General features: G+C 68.8%; 19 protein-coding genes. 11 read left to right on the forward strand and 8 right to left on the reverse strand.

All coding sequences use genetic code 11. The features are described from left to right. Positions 1-6: 6 nt before the first annotated feature. The 4 genes from NL126_RS01750 to NL126_RS01765 all read right to left on the reverse strand — a co-directional run bounded on the left by NL126_RS01750 (position 7) and on the right by NL126_RS01765 (position 3,672). On the reverse strand, positions 7-1,062 hold the full coding sequence (locus NL126_RS01750; protein ID WP_255197182.1) for a class I SAM-dependent methyltransferase: 1,056 nt from the start codon (positions 1,060-1,062) through the stop codon (positions 7-9). Positions 1,063-1,103: 41 nt separating this feature from the next. Continuing rightward, positions 1,104-1,694 carry a cupin domain-containing protein gene (locus tag NL126_RS01755; RefSeq protein WP_255197183.1) on the reverse strand — a complete coding sequence of 197 codons (591 nt, stop codon included), beginning with the start codon at positions 1,692-1,694 and terminating at the stop codon, positions 1,104-1,106. Between the two features lie 84 nt (positions 1,695-1,778). Then, complete coding sequence (locus NL126_RS01760; protein WP_255198887.1) at positions 1,779-3,242, reverse strand: sodium:solute symporter family protein; 1,464 nt, start codon at positions 3,240-3,242, stop codon at positions 1,779-1,781. A 187-nt stretch (positions 3,243-3,429) separates the two neighbouring features. Beyond that, the gene (locus NL126_RS01765) at positions 3,430-3,672 is read right to left on the reverse strand and encodes a DUF3311 domain-containing protein (protein WP_255197184.1); all 243 of its coding nucleotides are present in this window, start codon (positions 3,670-3,672) and stop codon (positions 3,430-3,432) included. A gap of 305 nt (positions 3,673-3,977) precedes the next feature. Here NL126_RS01765 and dnaG point away from each other — a divergent pair, with 305 nt between their 5' ends. After that, entirely contained in the window at positions 3,978-5,324 is a 1,347-nt protein-coding gene (gene dnaG, locus NL126_RS01770) for a DNA primase DnaG (protein ID WP_255197185.1), read from the forward strand. On the opposite strand, the gene NL126_RS01775 is transcribed toward dnaG, so the two are convergent. Both NL126_RS01775 and NL126_RS01780 read right to left on the reverse strand, forming a co-directional pair. Further along, positions 5,301-5,720, reverse strand: coding sequence for a GNAT family N-acetyltransferase (locus NL126_RS01775; RefSeq protein ID WP_255197186.1), 420 nt, complete (start codon positions 5,718-5,720; stop codon positions 5,301-5,303). The two genes, dnaG and NL126_RS01775, sit on opposite strands and share 24 nt — an antisense overlap. Before the next feature lie 11 nt (positions 5,721-5,731). After that, complete coding sequence (locus NL126_RS01780) at positions 5,732-7,126, reverse strand: DUF92 domain-containing protein (RefSeq protein ID WP_255197187.1); 1,395 nt, start codon at positions 7,124-7,126, stop codon at positions 5,732-5,734. Between the two features lie 582 nt (positions 7,127-7,708). Between NL126_RS01780 and NL126_RS01785 the strand changes: the two genes are divergently transcribed. Next, the gene (locus NL126_RS01785; protein WP_255197188.1) at positions 7,709-8,317 is read left to right on the forward strand and encodes an undecaprenyl diphosphate synthase family protein; all 609 of its coding nucleotides are present in this window, start codon (positions 7,709-7,711) and stop codon (positions 8,315-8,317) included. Positions 8,318-8,474: 157 nt separating this feature from the next. Here NL126_RS01785 and uppS read toward each other — a convergent pair whose 3' ends face one another. Continuing rightward, positions 8,475-9,380 carry a polyprenyl diphosphate synthase gene (gene uppS / locus NL126_RS01790; RefSeq protein ID WP_255197189.1) on the reverse strand — a complete coding sequence of 302 codons (906 nt, stop codon included), beginning with the start codon at positions 9,378-9,380 and terminating at the stop codon, positions 8,475-8,477. Between the two features lie 88 nt (positions 9,381-9,468). Here uppS and NL126_RS01795 point away from each other — a divergent pair, with 88 nt between their 5' ends. The 7 genes from NL126_RS01795 (at position 9,469) to NL126_RS01825 (ending at position 14,912) form a co-directional block, all read left to right on the forward strand. After that, entirely contained in the window at positions 9,469-9,663 is a 195-nt protein-coding gene (locus NL126_RS01795; protein WP_255197190.1) for a cold-shock protein, read from the forward strand. 134 nt (positions 9,664-9,797) lie between these two features. Further along, positions 9,798-10,205 carry a DUF5778 family protein gene (locus NL126_RS01800; protein WP_255197191.1) on the forward strand — a complete coding sequence of 136 codons (408 nt, stop codon included), beginning with the start codon at positions 9,798-9,800 and terminating at the stop codon, positions 10,203-10,205. A gap of 326 nt (positions 10,206-10,531) precedes the next feature. Further along, positions 10,532-10,891, forward strand: a complete 360-nt coding sequence (locus NL126_RS01805; protein WP_255197192.1) for a DUF7344 domain-containing protein — start codon at positions 10,532-10,534, stop codon at positions 10,889-10,891. Between the two features lie 48 nt (positions 10,892-10,939). After that, positions 10,940-12,007 (forward strand): siroheme decarboxylase subunit beta, encoded by a 1,068-nt coding sequence (ahbB, locus tag NL126_RS01810; RefSeq protein WP_255197193.1) that lies wholly within the window; start codon positions 10,940-10,942, stop codon positions 12,005-12,007. A gap of 7 nt (positions 12,008-12,014) precedes the next feature. Beyond that, positions 12,015-12,662, forward strand: a complete 648-nt coding sequence (locus tag NL126_RS01815) for a precorrin-2 dehydrogenase/sirohydrochlorin ferrochelatase family protein (protein WP_255197194.1) — start codon at positions 12,015-12,017, stop codon at positions 12,660-12,662. Continuing rightward, positions 12,659-14,002, forward strand: a complete 1,344-nt coding sequence (gene hemA / locus NL126_RS01820) for a glutamyl-tRNA reductase (RefSeq protein ID WP_255197195.1) — start codon at positions 12,659-12,661, stop codon at positions 14,000-14,002. Before NL126_RS01815 ends, hemA begins: the two co-directional genes overlap by 4 nt. A gap of 355 nt (positions 14,003-14,357) precedes the next feature. Next, positions 14,358-14,912, forward strand: a complete 555-nt coding sequence (locus NL126_RS01825; RefSeq protein ID WP_255197196.1) for a SprT-like domain-containing protein — start codon at positions 14,358-14,360, stop codon at positions 14,910-14,912. Between the two features lie 3 nt (positions 14,913-14,915). Here NL126_RS01825 and NL126_RS01830 read toward each other — a convergent pair whose 3' ends face one another. Further along, positions 14,916-15,542, reverse strand: a complete 627-nt coding sequence (locus NL126_RS01830) for a ribonuclease HI (protein WP_255197197.1) — start codon at positions 15,540-15,542, stop codon at positions 14,916-14,918. A 126-nt stretch (positions 15,543-15,668) separates the two neighbouring features. Between NL126_RS01830 and NL126_RS01835 the strand changes: the two genes are divergently transcribed. Beyond that, entirely contained in the window at positions 15,669-16,172 is a 504-nt protein-coding gene (locus NL126_RS01835) for a CBS domain-containing protein (protein WP_255197198.1), read from the forward strand. A gap of 54 nt (positions 16,173-16,226) precedes the next feature. Then, entirely contained in the window at positions 16,227-17,171 is a 945-nt protein-coding gene (locus NL126_RS01840) for a DMT family transporter (RefSeq protein WP_255197199.1), read from the forward strand. Positions 17,172-17,179: the final 8 nt, after the last annotated feature.

The raw sequence follows: 17,179 nt of genomic DNA on the forward strand, positions 1-17,179 counted from the left end.
AAGCGTTCAGTTCGTCCGTTCCGCGACGAACAGCGACAGCCCCGGTGCGGTGAGGAACGACTCGCGTCCCTCGACCGTGAACCCCGCCTCCTCCAGCCAGTCCTCCACGTCGTCGACCGTGTGGGCGCGCTGGCCGAGCGTCACCAGATACGTGAGCCCGACGAACCCGACCGTCGCGCGGCCCAGCGCCGTCCGGGCGGTGCCCTCGAACTGGTCGAGGACGTACAGCGTGCCGCCGGGGCGGAGCGCCTCGTGGACGCGTTCGAGGAGTGCGGTGGTCTCCGCGCCGTCGTGGGCGTGGACGACGTTGAACAGCAGCGCGACGTCGTAGCCCTCGCCGTCGGAGTCGAGCGGGTCGGTCGTGTAGTCGCCCGCCTCAAAGGCGATGCGGTAGCCAGCGCCGGCCTGTTCTGCGGTCTCGGTGGCGACCTCGCGGGCGTGTTCGCTGTCGAACACGGTCACGGTCGCGTCGGGGTTCTCGGCGGCGAGTTCCGCGGCGTAGAGCCCGTGGCCACCGCCGACGTCGAGGACGCGGGCGCCCTCGGGGAGGTCGAGCTTCCCGATGACGGCGGGCGCGAGGACGGCGGCGGCCGCACGGAACCCCTCGTGGGTCACCCGCCAGTGTTCGGGGTGGTCGTCGAGCCACTCGTAGAGCGTCTGTGGTGGGTTGCCGGTCCGGACCGCAGTCTCGAGGTGTTCGTCCCAGAACGGGAAGGCGACCTCGTCCCAGAACCGGAGCCAGGGCGCGACGCTCTCGGGGTCGTCGAGCAGCCACGCGCGCGTCATCGCCGTGTTGGCGTAGTCGTCGCCGTCACGGGAGAGGTAGCCGAGCGCGACGAGGAAGCCGAGCAGGGGGTCGAGCCCCTCCGGGGCGCAGTCGACCCACTCGGCGAGTTCGGGCAGGGTCGCGGGCTTGTCCGCCAGCGCGTCGAACACGCCCATCTCGAGCGCGAGACCGACCGCACGCTCGCTGGCGCCGCCCACGAGGTCGAGTACGGGGCCGGGGCCACGGTTCAGGCGGAGCAGGACGAGCCGTTCCAGCGCGTTCGGTGCGACGGGCATAGCTCAGATAGGTCGCCGGAGGGTATCAGTCTGCGTACGCCTCACTCGCGGTGTCTGGGGCTGTACTCCGGGTAGTACGCTCGGTAGCCGAGCAGGCGACCGACGGGCGCGAGGACCGTGAACGCAGCCTTCTGGACGGCGGCTGGCGGGCTCGCCAAGTGGTTGGTCTCCCAGTAGTGCTGCCCGATGACGGCCATCTGGAGGGGGTTGCCGCCGCCGTCGCTGGTCAGTTTGCCGTCGCGAGCGAGTCCGTAGACGGTCTCGAGGAACGCCGCCATCTCGAGGGCGGGACGGACCTCGACGCGAGCGACCAACGCCTCGTCGTGGGCGTTCCACCACCGGTGGGGCGTGCCCGCCGGGATCGTGTAGGTGTCGCCGGCGGTCAGCTCGATCTCCTCGCCGTCGACGAGTCCCGTGAACGTCCCCGCGAGGATCTCGAAGAACTCCTCCTGGCGTTCGTGGACGTGCTCGGGCGGACCGGCCGCAAACGGTTCGGCGGCGACCTCGAACTCGAGGAGTTCACCGCCCGTGTCCTCGCCGCGCTGGAAGAACGTCACGCGCTCGCCCATGAGGGGGTTCTCGATGACGTCCGCCGCCGCATCCGCGCTCGGGGAGTCCGCAGTGAGTGACATATCCCTCGTGTATGGCTCGCTGACAGCATAATCTAGCAGTTCCCGTGGCGAGCATCGAGTCCGCGCCGGCCGAGTGGCCGGCGCTCAGTCCGCGCGGAGGCCCTCGAAGTAGACGCTGCTGTCCTCCTCGAACGCCGGGGAGGTCACGGCGGAGACGCCCACGGTGAGGACGAGTCCGAGCACCATCCCGACGACGGCGGCGGGCCACCCGAGGTAGCTCCCCGGCACCTGTGCGAGGAACACGCTGGCGAGGTAGAACAGCTGGGTGAGGCCGACGCCGGCGTACATCCCCCACTTCGTCGTCCCGGGCCAGTAGAGCGCGACCATCACCGGGAGCGCGAGCTGGGCGAACCCACCGAAGGCGGTGTTACCGATCTGGACGAGCGTCCCCTCGGCGACCAGCGAGGCGCCGAACGAGAGGATGGCGAACACGGCGACGCCGACACGGGCGACGAGGTCCTCACGGGTCGCGTTCGAGACGAGGGGCCGATAGAGGTCGCGCGTGAGATACGACGACCCCGAGAGCAGCATCGAGTCGCTCGACGACATCATCGCGGCGAGCGCGCCGGCGATGACGAGCGCGGCGAACCACGTCGGCGTGAACTCGCGCAAGAGGACGGGGAGGACGCTCTGGCCCTCCGCGACCGTGACGCCGAGGCCCTTCGCCCACGCGCCGAGGAGGAACGCCGGGACGAAGAGGAGGAGGACGAGGATCGGCCACAGCGAGAACGTCTTCTTCAGGACATCCTTCGAGCGGGCGGCGAAGAACCGTTGGTTGATCTGGGGAAACATCGTGACGCCGAACGCGATGTAGAGCGCCGTCCCGAGGACGAACTGCATCGAGTACGCGCCGCCGCCAAGCGCGAGGTACTCGGGGGCGTTCTCGGCGAGCGAGCCGGTGGCCACCTCGAGCCCGCCCACAGCAGAGAGAATCCAGGCGAACGCTGCCCAGACGAGCACGAGCATGAACACCCCCTGCAGCGTGTCGGTCCACGCGACGCCGCGCATCCCGCTGACGACGACGTACGCGATCATGAACAGCGTGATGCCGCCAGCGCCGACCCACAGCGGCACTGCACCTTCGGTCAGCCCGGAGATGGCGAGGCCCGCGCCCTTCTGCTGGAGCATCACGTACGGGAACAGCCAGAACAGCGAGATGGCCGCGACGAGCACCCGGAGCCCCACGGAGCCGAAGCGGTCCCCGAGCATCTCGCCGAGGGTGACGTAGCCCTGCGCCTTCCCGACGAGCCACTGCTTGTAGCCGATGACGTACCAGAGCAGCGCGAACAGCACGCCGTCCATCAGGCCCATCACGAGAATCCACTCGGGGCCGAGCGCGAACGCGGTGTCCGGGCCGCCGAAGAACGTGTACGCCGACAACAGGGTGGCGAACGTCGTGAACAGCAGGACGACGGTGCCGAGCGTCCGGCCGGCGAGGTAGTAGTCCTCGGCGGTGCGGTCCGCGACACGGTAGGCGACGAGGCCGATGGCGAGCGCCACCAGCAGGTATGCGCCGATGATGCCGAGCTGGACGGTGAGCGCGCTCACGGTTCCCTCCACCGGACTCCCTCCGGTCGCCCGGCAAGGCCCTCGTTCACTCGCTCTACTCGTTCACGAGGACTCCGGTCACCGTTCGCTCTCACCGAGGTCTCGTTGCACTCGACCTCGCGGCTCACAGCTCCACCTCGTCGCCGTTCGCAACTCCGTGGCGCTCCCTGCGGTCGCACCACGCGGCTCATGTTTCGACCCCCAGCCCCCAGGCGCGCTGGCCGAAGGCGTAGAACACGACCGCGGCGAGCCCCATCCAGCCGATGTGCCACCAGAGCCAGACGGGGAGCCCGAACGCCACCGACGACGACCGCCAGAGGAACCACGGAACCGCGAGGGCGACGACGACGAGGAGCGTTAGCGCCCACAGGGCCTTCTCCACCCGCGACACCGACGCGCCGGCGGGGGAGACCGCATCAGTCTCTGCCATGTGTGAGGGTAGAATGCCGCCGAAGTAACCTAAAGATTGCTTTTCCACCAACAGTCTCGAACATCGAAGAAGAAAGTTATTCACAGAAGAGTATCGAACTGGCGCAGCCGTGGGTGAATCGGTGACGAGCCACGCAGATTGGAAGCCCGCGATGGAACCGGCGACGAGTAAAAGCGACCAGCGGCGGCCGTCGGGTTGCACGAGTCGGTATGCTTTACCGCCTGTAGCGAGTCAGATAGGTTTGGTCACGACTCCATCGTGGCATCACCATCACCATTCACCGCCCCGTCCGGGGCAGTTCACTCATGCAGGACACAGCAAAATATCTCATCCACGCCGACATCACCGCCGACGGGGTGGTCGAACGGTCGGACGTCGTGGGGGCCGTCTTCGGGCAAACCGAGGGGTTGCTCGGCGACGACCTCGACCTCCGCGACCTCCAGGACTCCTCGAAGGTCGGCAGAATCGACGTGGATATCGCATCGGAGAACGGCCAGTCGTTCGGCGAGATCACCATCGCCACGTCGCTCGACAAGGTCGAAACCGCCATCCTCGCGGCCGCACTCGAAACCATCGACCGGGTCGGCCCCTGTGAGTCGACCATCGACGTCGACTCCATCGAGGACGTCCGCGCGGCCAAGCGCCGCCAGGTCGTCGAGCGGGCGAAGACCCTCCTCGCGGAGGCGTTCGACGGCTCGATACTCTCCAGTCAGGAGCTCGTCGAGGAGGTCCGACGCGCCATCCGGGTCGAGGACATCACCGAGTACGAGGGCTACCCTGCGGGCCCGCGGGTCGCCGACTCTGACGCCATCATCATCGTCGAGGGACGCGCCGACGTGCTCCAGCTGCTGAAGTACGGCATCAAGACCGCCGTCGCCGTCGAGGGGACGAACATCCCCGAGGCGGTGGCGAAACTCACCGGCGAACGGACCGTCACCGCCTTCCTCGATGGGGACCGCGGCGGCGACCTCATCCTGAAAGAGCTGGCACAGGTCGGTGACATCGACTACGTCGCGTTTGCCCCGCGAAACCGCTCGGTCGAGGACCTCGACCGCCACGAGGTGATGGCCGCGCTCCGCGACAAGGTGTCGTACGACGCGGTCGTCAGCGCCGAGACCCCCCGCGAAGCCGTCGCCGCGACCGACGGGAGCACGACGCCAGCGCCCGTCGAATCGCGCGACCCAGCCGGAGAGCCCACATCCACTCGGACCCCCGAGGAGTCGGTCGTCGACGCCGTCGGCGAGGCGACCGAGGTCGAGGTGACCGAGGCGGACGAGTCGGACGGCGAGACGACAGCGGAATCGACGGCCGAGGACTCGGAGTCAGCGTCCGTCGACCGCGAGCCGAAGACCCTCCACGGGCACGTCGCGGCCGTCATCGACGACGGGACCGGGCGCGTCCGGCTGCTCTCCGAGACGTTCGACACGCTCGCGGAGGGCGACGCCAGCGAGGCGTTCGACCTCCTCCGCGACGCCGACGCCGTGCCCGCCGCGGTCGTCCTCGATGGCGAGGTCAGCCAGCGGCTACTCGACGTGGCCGCCCAGCGGGGCGTCGACCAGGTCGTCGCGGCGAGCGAAGGCGAGTTCGTGAAGAAGCCGACGAGCGTTCGCGTCAGAACGGTCGACGAGCTACGCGAGGTCGCGGACCAGTAGCCGCCCGTCCTCGCCGTCGAAATGGTCGGGGAGGTCGGCGAGTTCCCAGAACCCGCGGTCGCGATAGAACGCTCGAGCCGCAGTGTCGTCCTCGCGAACCGTGAGCCGGAGCTGGTCGTAGCCGTCGAGTTCGGCGCAGACGGCATCGAGCAGCGCCGTCCCCCAGCCCTGCCGCCGGACGCCGGGCGCGACGACGAGTTCGGCGAGGTAGACGATGCTCGGTTCGGCCGACTCGTCGCCCGGCACCGCGAGCGCGTAGCCGACGAGCGCCTCGCCGCCAGCGTCGGCGACCAGTACCTCCCCGAGCCCGGCGTCGAACGCCGCTTCGAGCAGCGCGGGTGCTCGCACGTCCAGCAGTTTCTGGAGTTCTCGGACGGCGGGCCGGTCCGCGCTCATCGCACCACGGATCATAGCAGGAGAACGAGCAGGACACAGCCGAGGCCACCGCCGACCGTCGCGAGCAGGTTGACGCCCTGGTTGTCGAGGCGACCCCCCTCGACCGTCGCGCCGAGGACGCTGTCGACGGTCATGCCGACGAAGCCGCCGAGGACGATGGCGAGCGTCTCCAGCGGGCCGAGAGCGAAGAACACGGCGGCGATGCCCGCGATGAGGCCAGCACCGACGAGCCCCGCGAGTTCCCCTTGCCACGTGACCGCCCCATCGGTTCCGGGCTCGACCCGGTCGAACGTGGTGACGAGCCGCGGGTCGTCGAACAGCCCACCGAACTCCGAGGAGAAGGTGTCCGCGAGCGCGGTGGCGACCGCCCCCGCGAACGCGAAGCGAGCGAGTTCGGGCGCGAGCCCCACGCTGTCGCTCGCCGCGAACACGAGCACGGCCACGAGCGCGACCGCGGAGTTCGCGAGGACGTTCCCCGAGCCGCGGGCGCCCTCGTTCGCCTCGGCGATACCGCGTTCGGCCTTCTCGTCGTAGCGGAACTTCGAGGCGAGGCCGCCGAGCCCGAAGAACGTGACGAGCACGGCGAACCAGCCGTAGCCGCCGAGGACGATGGCGAGCAGCGCGAGCAGGACGCCCGTGAGCATCCCGGGGACGGAGGCGGTGCCGAGCGCGTAGGCGACGTAGCCGAGGAGGATGGTAACGACGAGCCCGACCGCGAGCCGCTGGGGCGGGACGGCCACGTCGAGGCCGACGAACAGCCAGAGCAACAGTCCCACCGACAGCATCACGAGCGGGTCGTCGCGCTCGAACAGCATCGACCGCAGGAGCGCGGCCGCGATGGCGCCCGCGGCGGCGAGGAACGCCAGCACGGCCAGTATCGTCGGCCCCGCGACGTTCGCACCGAGGTCGAGCGCCGTGACGACGTGGTCGTACGGCCGCACGCCTTCGCGGGCCGCGCCAACTGCCAGCGCGAGCACCTCGCCGAGCAGTCCCGCGAGGAACCCCCCGACGGCGAAGGCGGTGGTCGTGGCGAACGTGTCCACCCAGCGGAACTTCGAGAGTTCTGCGGCGAGGTTGCCGCCGCCGAGGACGAACACGGTACCGACGTAGACGTACGCGGGCAACCCGAACCGGGAGGCGAGGATGGCGAGCCCACCCGCGGCGAGCGCGAACCCGGCGAGCCCGTAGAGGCGCCCCTCCTCGTAGTCGCCGGGGCGCGCCAGCAGGTCGAAGAAGCGACTGTTCCGCCCGATGACGAACAGTCCCAGTCCGGCGACGACGGCGAAGGGGACGACGGCCAACACGGCCGCTACCCGCGGCGTCGGCTGCCCACCTAGCACGGGCACGACCAGCGAGAGCGCGCCAATCACGGCGAACACAGCCGCCCGCCCGAGGTTGCCGTTCACGCCTCGTGGTTCCCCTGTCGCGCACTTAAGTATCCACCTTTCGAGGTGTCGCTAGGTGTGTTGGTCTCGCACTATTTCAGCGGCTACGGGGCTGATGACACCTCGAAAGCCCCCGCCCGCTCCGGTCGCGCGCAGCGCGGGAGCACAGCTCCCGTGGGCCGTGCGAACGGGCCTCCGGCCCGTGAGCAGAGCTCGCTGCGCGCTTCGCTCACTATGTTCGCTCCAGTGCTTACGTCGTCACCAGAACGCAGAGCGTTCTGGTTGGCTGCACGAGAGCGAAGATCTCGTGAACGCCGGGCTTCCCGGAGCGGGCGGCCCCTTTCAGTCCCACCCGTAATGGCTGGCCAGCCAAGCGTCGTGGATGGGACTGAGAGGGGCGACGCGCTGGGCGTAACGAGTCGACGTAAGCACCGCAGGTGTCGCACGAGCGAACGCGAGTGCGACCCGAGGAGCGAAGCGAGGCGAATAGCCCAACGCGTCGGGGCTTTCGAGGTGGTCGCAGTTCCGTTGTCGTCCACACTGCCCCGGCAAACGCCTCCTAGCAACCGGGAAGCTTACGCCGTGGGGGAAAAACACCCGGACGTGGGACTGTACGACCGGTATCTCGCCACGCGCATCCGGCTGTCGGAGGCCGACCGGCCCGAGCGGGTCGCGGTCGTCATCACCGAGCGTGACCTGCTGGAGCCGGGCGCGTACGAGACGCTCGAATCCCTGTTCCAGTGGGCGTTCGACTACGGAGCCGAGCGCGTCATGGTCTCCGTCTCCGTACTCGACCCCGACGCGGTGCCGACGCTGCGGGGCGCGTTCGGTGACCTCGATACCCCCTTCGAGATCGCGGTCCGTGGCCCCGACGACACCGAGCCCGCGGACGCACCCGTCCAGGTCGCCATCGGCCTCGGCGGCAAAGAGGAGTTCACCAAGGCCGTCCAGTCGGTCGCCGAGGCGGTCGACCGCGGCGAACTGGACCCCGACGACATCGACGCCGAACACATCGAGCAGCGACTGGTGTTCCCGACGCAGCCCGACCTCGTCATCAAGACCGGTGCCGAGCGCCTCTCGGATTTCATGATATGGCAGTCCGTCTACTCGGAGCTCTACTTCACGGACGTGAACTGGCGCGACTTCCGCAAGCGCGACTATCTCCGAGCGGTGCGGGATTATCAGGAGCGCCAGCGGAGATTCGGGCGGTAGCCCGAATCCTGCCGGGCGAGCGCAGTGAGCCCGGGAACGGTTTGGACGGTGAGCGCAGCGAACCGTCCAAACGACGTGAGACGAACGCAGTGAGTCTCACGATTAGTCGGGCGATAGCCCGAATCCTACCGGGCGACCGGAGGAAGCCCAGGAACCCTCAGTCCGCAGTCTCCAGTTCCTCGTCGAGTTCTCCAGCCGGGAGCGACTCGCGGAACTGCCCGAGCACGCGCTTCGCTTCGGTGAGTTCCGTGTCCTTCACCGACCGGACGAGCGCGAGGGCTCGCTCGGCGCGGGTGCGACGCCACGACGCCTCGCGCGACTCGTACGTTCGGATGGCGCGCAGGAAGTCGACGCGGCGGAACTCGGGCCAGAACGGCGTGCAGAAGAACGCGGCCGCCTCGTTGCCGTTGGCGTGCCACGGCAGGAAGTTCGAGGTGCGCTCGTCACCACCGGTTCGGATGATGAGGTCGACGTCGCGGGCGGGTTTGTCGTAGAGCCGGCGGTCGAGTTCCGCGGCGTCGATGTCGGCGGGGTCGAGGTCCCCCGTCGCCACGTCGCGCGCCACGTCGCGGGCGGCGCCGAGCAGTTCTGCACGGCCACCGTACGCGAGCGCGATGTTGAGGTGGAGGTCGTCGTACCCCTGCGTGCGCTCGTCGGCGTACGCCACGGCCTCCTGCACGCGCTCGGGGAGCATGTCGACCTCGCCGATGGCCCGGATGCGGACGCGGTTCTCGTGGACCTCCTCGCGGTCGGCGAACGCCCGGAGTTTCTGCTCGATGAGGTCGAACAGCTCCTCGCGTTCGTGCTCGGGGCGCTCGAAGTTCTCGGTCGAGAAGGCGTAGAGCGTGAGTTCCTCGACGCCGAGGTCGCGACACCACTGGAGCAGCGCCTCGGTGGTCTCCGCGCCGGCGTGGTGGCCTTCGGTGTTCGCCTTTCCCCGTGACCGGGCGTAGCGTCGGTTGCCGTCCTGGATGACGGCGACGTGCGTCGGGACGCCGTCGATTTCTCGTTCGAGCAGTCGTTCGTAGAGGCGCAGAGAGAGGCGACGAGCCCGACGAAGCATTGTCGAACGGTCGCCTCGGCGGCGTATCAGTCTTGTGCCCCTGGGAGGCGACGGGCTTTTATGGGAGAAGGGCCTCCGTTCGGTCGCAATGGCGACCGGTAAGGTTGACTTCTTCAACGACACAGGCGGCTATGGCTTCATCGAGACCGAGGACTCTGACGAGGACGTGTTCTTCCACATGGAAGACGTCGGCGGTCCGGACCTCGAAGAGGGTCAGGAAGTCGAGTTCGAGATCGTGCAGGCCGACAAGGGCCCGCGCGCGAAGAACCTGAAGCGCCTGTAGAAGGAGCGACCACACATTGGGTAGCGGTAACTGAACGCGGCGGCGTGGTTTCTACGGCGTCGGTACGAGCTGGTGAGCGGTAGCTATCGTAGCACATCGCCACCGGTTTATTCTCGCCCCCGATAGCAGCGGTGATGACCGACGCCGTCGACGATGATCTCTACGCGCGGACGAAGGCGCTGCTCGAACCCGGTGACATCCAACTCAACGGGCTCATCGTCCACACCACCTTCGGGAGCGACGAGGAGCCGACGCTCCACCAGCTAACACTGGCGGTCGGCGACGTCATCGCCGACCACGCCGGCGTCGACCCGAGCGACACCTACGTCTACTCCGGCAACGACGACCCCGACTTCGGCGTGAACCAACACCAGGGCCGCACGCTCGACGGCGACGACTTCGTCTGGGAGTGCCAGCAGCTCGTGCGCGACGGCACCTACGACGTGGTCTTCTACTACGAGGCGTCGGCCGACCAGGCCGGTGTTCTCGACGACGTCGAGGCGCTCGACTACGACCTCGACGTGGTGAGCGTCGAAGGATAGCGTCGACCGGCGATCCGTCGGTTCCGAGACCAAAATTGTCGAAACGATTATAGCTACGACCATCCAAGTACGTCCCAGTTGGCGCGGTGCGGCGAGCCAAGGGGCACACGACACGGTGTCCGGCGACGAGTGAGCCGAGCGACGGCAGATGTGGACCCCACCGAGACGAGCGTGCCACACGGACGGGCGGAGACGCCGTGTCCGAACGAACGCCACGGGCGGCCACCACCACGTTCACGGATGACCACCATGACACGACCCTACTTACGAGAGATCGGACCCGGCGACCGAGAGACGAGCCACCGCCCCACCCCGGAGGGAGGCCGATGAGTGGACGAGACCTCCCCGACGGCATCTCGCTCGACGAGGTGTTCACCATTCTGAGCAACGCCCGCCGCCGCCACGTCGTCGAACTGCTCGTCGAACACGACGGAGAGATGACCTTCCGCGAGCTGACCGACGCGGTCGCGAAACGGGAGTCCGAGGGACCGGTCGGCTACGACGCGCGAAAACGCGTCTACGTTTCGCTGCGTCAGTCACACCTCCCCCGGTTGGCCGACGCGGACGTCATCGAGTACGACCGCGACCGTGGCGCCATCGAGGCCACGACGCTGCTCGACACCGTCCGGCGCCCGCTGGAGGCCGTCACGCCGATGCTGGAGTCGCCCGCGAGCACCGACGGCTGAGTCGCCCGGTCCGAGGCCCTTATGCCAGGGCAGCCCCGAGTTCCGACAATGTCACGCGGGGACGTCGACTACGAGTTCGACAGCGTCGACCGGGCGATTTGCAACGCGTTTCAGGGCGGGTTCCCGGTCGTCGAGCGACCGTTCGAGCCCGCGGCCGCCGCGCTCCGTGAGCGGGGCGTCGACCTGACCGCCGACGAACTGCTCGCCCGCATTCGCGAGATGGACGAGACGGGCGCCATCTCGCGGTTCGGCGCGCTCGTCAACGCCGAGGAGATCGGCGGGGCCGCCACACTCGTCGCGATGCACGCACCGCCCGAGCGCTTCGACGAGGTGGCCGAGCAGGTCAACGGCTTCCGCGAGGTCGCGCACAACTACGAGCGCGAGCACCCTCACCTCAACATGTGGTTCGTCGTCTCGGTGGCCGACCCCGACGACGTCGAGCGTGTCCTCGCTGCTATCGAGGCCGAGACCGGCCAGCCGACGTACAACATGCCGAAGCTCCGGGAGTTCCACGTCGGCGCGAAGTTCCTGCTCGACGGGCCCATCCCCGAGGGCGACGTGGACCTCTCACATCTCGGACCCGAGGTGCAGCCGACCGACCGCGACGCCATCACCCCCGACGAGCGCGACCTCGTGCTCGAAATCCAGGGTGGCCTCCCGGTGACCGAGACCCCGTACGCCGACGTGGCCGACGCCATCGGCAAGCCGACCGAGTGGGTACTGGCGACCATCAAGCGGTTCGACGCGGAGGGGAAAGTCAGGCGTGTGGGCCTCATCCCGAACCACTACGCGCTCGGCTACACGGAGAACGGGATGACCGTCTGGAACGTCCCCGACGACCTGGTCGACGAGGTCGGCCCCGCGGTCGCCTCGCTGGACTTCGTCACCCACTGCTACCGGCGGCCGCGCCACGAGGGCGTCTGGCCGTACAACTTCTTCGCGATGACCCACGGTCGCTCGGAGGCAGAGAGCCAAGCGCGCATCCAGGAGGTCAGAGACGTGATGGCAGACTACTGGGACGTGCAGGAGGAGGACTGGGACTCGCTGTTCTCCACGCGCATCCTGAAGAAGACCGGCATCCGGCTGGACGAGCGCGCCGCGGCCAACACCACCTGACCACCAGATGATTCCACTCCTGCACGACTTCGACGGCGAGACGGTCCTCGTGTTCGGCGGCGGGTCGGTGGGGGCACGCAAGGCCCGCCGATTCACCCGCGAGGCGCGCGTCGTCGTCGTCTCCCCGGCGTTCGCCGACGCGGACTTCGGTGGGGCGGAGCGCGTCCGCGAGGCCCCGACACCAGACGACGTGGGCGACTGGCTGGACAGAGTCTCACCGGCGCTCGTCGTCGCGGCCACGGACGACGGCGCGCTCAACGCCCGCATCGAGAGCGAGGCCCGCGCGCGCTCGATACTGGTCAACCGCACGGACACACACAGCGAGCGCGACCCGGGGAGCGTCGTCGTCCCCGCCACCGTCCGCGACGGCGAGGTCGTCGTCGCCATCTCGACCGGGGGCTCTTCGCCCGCGCTGTCGAAACACCTCCGCAAGCGCATCGAAGCCAACCTCGAGGGGGCCGGCGAGATGGCCGAACTCACCGCCGACATCCGTGAGGAGCTACAGGCACGGGGGGTGCCAGCGAGCGAGCGACGAAACGCGGTTCGCGCCGTCGTCGAAAGTCGCCGTGTTTGGAAGCTTTTAGGTACACCAGGCGCTAAGCCACGCCGAACAGCGGACGATATCGTCGCCGATGTCGTCGGTGAACACTCGTGACAGGTGCATCAATCGTCTCAGGGGTCAGCGTCTCGCACACCCGCGGCTCCGTCGACGACATCGACGATGCCTGTACGGGCACCGAGGCCGAAGCGGTCGAGTCCTTGCTCTCGGAACCGGGCGTCGACGAGGCGTTCGTCCTCCAGACCTGCAACCGCGCGGAGGCGTACGTCGTCACCACCGACGCCGCAGCGGGTCGCGCGGCGCTCGACAGCTACGTCGCCGACGTGCGCCCCGACGTCGTCGGCGAACTCGACCACGAGGGCTCGCTTCGGCACCTCATGCGTGTCGCTTCGGGCCTCGACTCGCTCGTCGTCGGTGAGGACCAGATCATCGGGCAGGTCCGCACCGCCTACGAGGAATCGCGGGGCGTCGGCGGCATCGGCCCGACGCTCGACGACGCCCTCCTGAAGGCGCTCCACGTCGGCGAACGCGCGCGCACCGAGACGGCGATCAACGACGGCGTCGTCTCGCTCGGCTCCGCGGCGGTCCGACTCGCCGCCGAGGAGCGCGACCTCGGCGACGCCACCGGCCTCGTCGTCGGTGCCGGCGAGATGGGTACGCTCGCCGCGAAGGCGCTCGCGGGCGCCGTCGGCGACCTCGTCGTCGCCAACCGCACGGTCTGCCACGCCGACCACCTCGCGGAGACGCTGGACGCCGACGCCAGCGCGACGGGGCTCGACGGGCTCGCCACCGCCATCCAGAACGCCGACGTGGTCGTCTCGGCCACCGACGCACCGGGTGTGGTCGTCGACGCCGAGACGCTCCAGCAGGCGGGCGAGACGTTCGTCGTCGACCTCGCACAGCCCCGAGACGTCGAGTCGGTCGACACCGACGGCATCGAGGTCCGCGACCTCGACGACCTGCAGTCGGTCACCGACGAGACGCTCGCGGAGCGACACGCCGCCGCCGCCGAGGTCGAGGCGATGATCGACGAGGAGTTCGACCACCTGATGGCCCAGTATAAGCGCAAGCGGGCCGACCAAGTCATCGCCGCGATGTACGAGGGCGCCGAGCGGGTGAAAGCCCGCGAACTCCGCACCGCCATCTCGAAGCTGGAAGCCGAGGGTGACCTGACGGACGAACAGCGCGCGGTCGTCGAGTCGATGGCCGACGCGCTCGTCTCCCAACTGCTCGCCGCGCCGACCAAGAGCCTCCGTGACGCCGCCGAAGAGGACGACTGGTCGACGATTCACACCGCGCTCCAGCTGTTCGACCCGCACACGGACTCCGTGCCCGACACCCTGTTTGCCGACACGACGCCCGAGCAGCTGCCCGACGAGGTGAAGGGCCAGATGCCGGCGGCGGTGCTGGACCAGCTGGTGGCCGACGACGATTAACACGCACTTTTTGCACCTCCTTCGCGGCCCTCCGGGCCGCTCAGTCGGGCAAAAACTTGTTCTCGTGAGGCAGGAGGCCGAACGAGAGCAGGGAAGTCGCAGTCCCGCACAGCGAGGCGAAGCCGAGCGAGCAGGAACGTCTTCCCGTGGGGAAAATATGCGCGCCTCCCTCCAGCCGCGGCGCTCCCGCTGGTCGCGCCGCGTTAGTCAGTCGGCGCTACGGCGCGGCAGAGCCGCGCCGGGAACCGCTCGGTCGTTTCACTCCCTCGCGGATGCTCCGTCGGCTGGACCTCACCGGCTGTTGAAGGTCCCATGACCGACGCCTTTTCGACCTACCCCTCCTCACTCGTCACCGATGCCCGAGTGGCCCCCGGTCGACCACGACACGCTCCTCACCGACGCGAGGGAATACGCGCGGACGGTCGACGTGGACGTGGCCCTCGACGACCTCTCGTGGGAGGTTTCGACCCGCGCCAAGCGCCGGGCTGGGGCGTGTCTGTACCACCGGGCGTCGGGCGACGTGACCATCCGGCTGGCGTGGCGCGCGGCCGAACGTTTCGACTGGAACGAGTTCGCCGCCGTGGTTCGCCACGAACTCATCCACGCCTGGGAGTACCAGCAGTTCGGCGAAGCGGGCCACGGCCCCCGATTCAAACGCGAGGCCGACCGGCTGGACGTGGCGACGACGTGCCCGACGTTCAGTGTGCCGAGACTGCGACTGTACTGTACGAACACGGGCTGTGACTGGTCGGCCGACCGCCACCGCGCGAGCGAGGTCGTGCGCGAGCCCGAACACCGACGCTGTGGCCGCTGTGGCTCCCGCTACGAGGTAGAACACGTCGAATCGGGCGAGTGCTGGCGGACGAGCGCGGGCTACCGGGGCGCCAGAGAGCGAATCGAGGAGTGGTGAGTCTCAGTCGGCGTGCCGGTCGGCCCGAGACGGTGGGGGAATCTGCTCCTCCGTCGCCGTCTCAGGAGAAGTCGGAAGGACACACCGCTGGGGTTCGCGGTTGACGTGTGCGTAGCTCGCGGGGTCGTTCGCGAGCGGGTGCGCGGGGTTCTCCCGGGAGTCGAGCCGCGCGGCACGCAGTTCCTCGAAGCCGCGGATGCGGGCGCGGATGCCGCGCCAGTGGTGGTTGGTCGCGGGGGGAACGCGGCAGGGGTGCGGTGGGCGGTCGTCGGGGCCCTTGGCGGCGAGCCACGCGCGGTTGACGTTCGCCGCGAGGTCGTCGTGGTCCAGCAGGACGCCGACGCGGGCCGTGCGCGGGGCACGGGCGGCGAGCACGTCGAGACCGAGGTGGAGCGCGCGATACTCCGCGACGTTGTTGTCGGGGGCGCTGTCGGGCACCGACAGCCGGGCGACGGTCTCGCCGTCGCGCGTCTCGATGACGACACCCAGCCCGCCGACTCCGGAGTCGCGATAGGAGCCGTCGGTCGCCACGTAGAAATCCCGGTGGTGGGTGCGTGGCGGATGCGCGATATGGGGGGTAGGAGCGTCGTCGAACAGGTCTCGCAGTGCCGGCCGGCCGTATGCGGCCATACCTTCGCTCCGTGCTGGGGGCTCTTAAATATGCGGCTACTATGGCAGCTCGTAACACGAGGGCGCACCGTCATCGGGTTCCGAACCCACACAAGGCATACGTATCCGCCACGCGAGAGGGACGGTATGCGAGCGCGCGACATCATGACGGCCGACGTGGAGACCGTCGCCCCCGACGACGACGTGAGCGAGGTACTGACGAAGCTGGCCCACGCCGACTTCAACGGGTTTCCCGTGGTGGACGGTGAGCAACTCGTCGGCATCGTCACGCAGGGCGACCTCGTGGGGCTGTTCCAGTCCCGCGACCGGACGCTGTGGATTCCCATCGGCTTCCCGCCGTTCCTGGAGTCGCTCACCTACGGCATCGACCTCTCGTGGGACCAGCTCGACGTGGGCATCGACATGGTGAAGAACTCGGGCAAGCCCATCAGCGAGGTGATGACGACGGACGTGGTGACCGTCGGGCCCGACGACGACCTCGACACGGTGCTCGCGCTGCTCGCAGACGAGGAGCGCGACATCAACCGCTTGCCCGTCGTCACCGACGGCGAACTCGTGGGCATCATCGCCCGCCAGGACGTGCTCCGGGCGCTCAAGGAGGAACGAGCGGCCGGACGCACCGACGTCTGACACACCGTCCCGCGGCTTCGAAACCTTCTATCCCCCCGACTACGCACTTCCGACGTGAGACACCGCAACCTGCTGCTGTTCCTCCTGCTCGCGGCGGTGTGGGGCTCGGCGTTCGTCGCTATCAAAGCCGGGCTCGGTACCCCCGCCGCACCCGCAGGGTTCTTCGAGACGCCCATCCTCTTCGCGGCGCTCCGCTACGACATCGCCGGGGTGTTGATGCTCGGCTACGCCGCGTACGTGACCGACCGCTGGCTCCCACGGACTCGAACGGAGTGGGCGAGCGTGCTGGTCGCGGGCGCGCTGATGATCGCCGCGTACCACGCGTTCCTCTTCGTCGGCGAGACCGACCCCGCGGTGACGAGCGCCGTCGCCGCCATCGTCGTCTCGCTGTCGCCCGTCCTCACGGCGGGCTTCTCCCGGCTGTTCCTGCCGAGCGACCGGCTCACGGTCCTCGGCTTCGTCGGCCTCCTGCTGGGACTCGTCGGCGTCGTCCTCCTGACGAAACCGACGCCCGACAATCTCGGCATCAACCTCGGCGTCGGCCTCGTGTTCCTCGCGGCCGCGGCGTTCGCGCTCGGCTCGGTGCTGAATCGGCGCATCGACGCCGACCTCCCCATCGAGACGCTCGAAGCGTGGGCGATGCTCGTCGGCGCGCTCCTGATGCACGTCGCGAGCCTCGGCATCGGCGAGTCGGTCGCCGACGCCACCTTCTCGACCACGGCACTCCTCGCACTCGGGTACCTCGCACTCGCGGCGAGCGCCGGCGGCTTCCTCGTCTACTTCGATCTGCTGGAGCGGCTGGGCCCCGTCGAGATCAACCTCGTCTCCTACGTCGCCCCGGTGTTCGCGGCGCTCGTCGGCTTCCTCCTGCTCGAGGAGGGCCTCGACGTGTACGCAGTTGCCGGCTTCGTCGTCATCCTCGTCGGCTTCGCGCTCATGAAGCGAGACGCCATCCGCGAGGAGTTGGCCGGCACCTCCACCCCCACGAAGGGGGACTGATTTCACCC

This window comes from Halorarius litoreus (assembly GCF_024362405.1).
Lineage (GTDB): Archaea > Halobacteriota > Halobacteria > Halobacteriales > Haloarculaceae > Halorarius > Halorarius litoreus.

What these genes read in the sequence shown, in the direction of transcription:
- NL126_RS01750 (WP_255197182.1), bottom strand. Translation starts at nt 1,062, where the DNA reads ATGCCCGTCGCACCGAACGCGCTGGAACGGCTCGTCCTGCTCCGCCTG.
- NL126_RS01755 (WP_255197183.1), bottom strand. Translation starts at nt 1,694, where the DNA reads ATGTCACTCACTGCGGACTCCCCGAGCGCGGATGCGGCGGCGGACGTC.
- NL126_RS01765 (WP_255197184.1), bottom strand. Translation starts at nt 3,672, where the DNA reads ATGGCAGAGACTGATGCGGTCTCCCCCGCCGGCGCGTCGGTGTCGCGG.
- dnaG (WP_255197185.1), top strand. Translation starts at nt 3,978, where the DNA reads ATGCAGGACACAGCAAAATATCTCATCCACGCCGACATCACCGCCGAC.
- NL126_RS01775 (WP_255197186.1), bottom strand. Translation starts at nt 5,720, where the DNA reads ATGAGCGCGGACCGGCCCGCCGTCCGAGAACTCCAGAAACTGCTGGAC.
- uppS (WP_255197189.1), bottom strand. Translation starts at nt 9,380, where the DNA reads ATGCTTCGTCGGGCTCGTCGCCTCTCTCTGCGCCTCTACGAACGACTG.
- NL126_RS01795 (WP_255197190.1), top strand. Translation starts at nt 9,469, where the DNA reads ATGGCGACCGGTAAGGTTGACTTCTTCAACGACACAGGCGGCTATGGC.
- NL126_RS01800 (WP_255197191.1), top strand. Translation starts at nt 9,798, where the DNA reads ATGACCGACGCCGTCGACGATGATCTCTACGCGCGGACGAAGGCGCTG.
- NL126_RS01805 (WP_255197192.1), top strand. Translation starts at nt 10,532, where the DNA reads ATGAGTGGACGAGACCTCCCCGACGGCATCTCGCTCGACGAGGTGTTC.
- ahbB (WP_255197193.1), top strand. Translation starts at nt 10,940, where the DNA reads ATGTCACGCGGGGACGTCGACTACGAGTTCGACAGCGTCGACCGGGCG.
- NL126_RS01815 (WP_255197194.1), top strand. Translation starts at nt 12,015, where the DNA reads ATGATTCCACTCCTGCACGACTTCGACGGCGAGACGGTCCTCGTGTTC.
- NL126_RS01825 (WP_255197196.1), top strand. Translation starts at nt 14,358, where the DNA reads ATGCCCGAGTGGCCCCCGGTCGACCACGACACGCTCCTCACCGACGCG.
- NL126_RS01830 (WP_255197197.1), bottom strand. Translation starts at nt 15,542, where the DNA reads ATGGCCGCATACGGCCGGCCGGCACTGCGAGACCTGTTCGACGACGCT.
- NL126_RS01835 (WP_255197198.1), top strand. Translation starts at nt 15,669, where the DNA reads ATGCGAGCGCGCGACATCATGACGGCCGACGTGGAGACCGTCGCCCCC.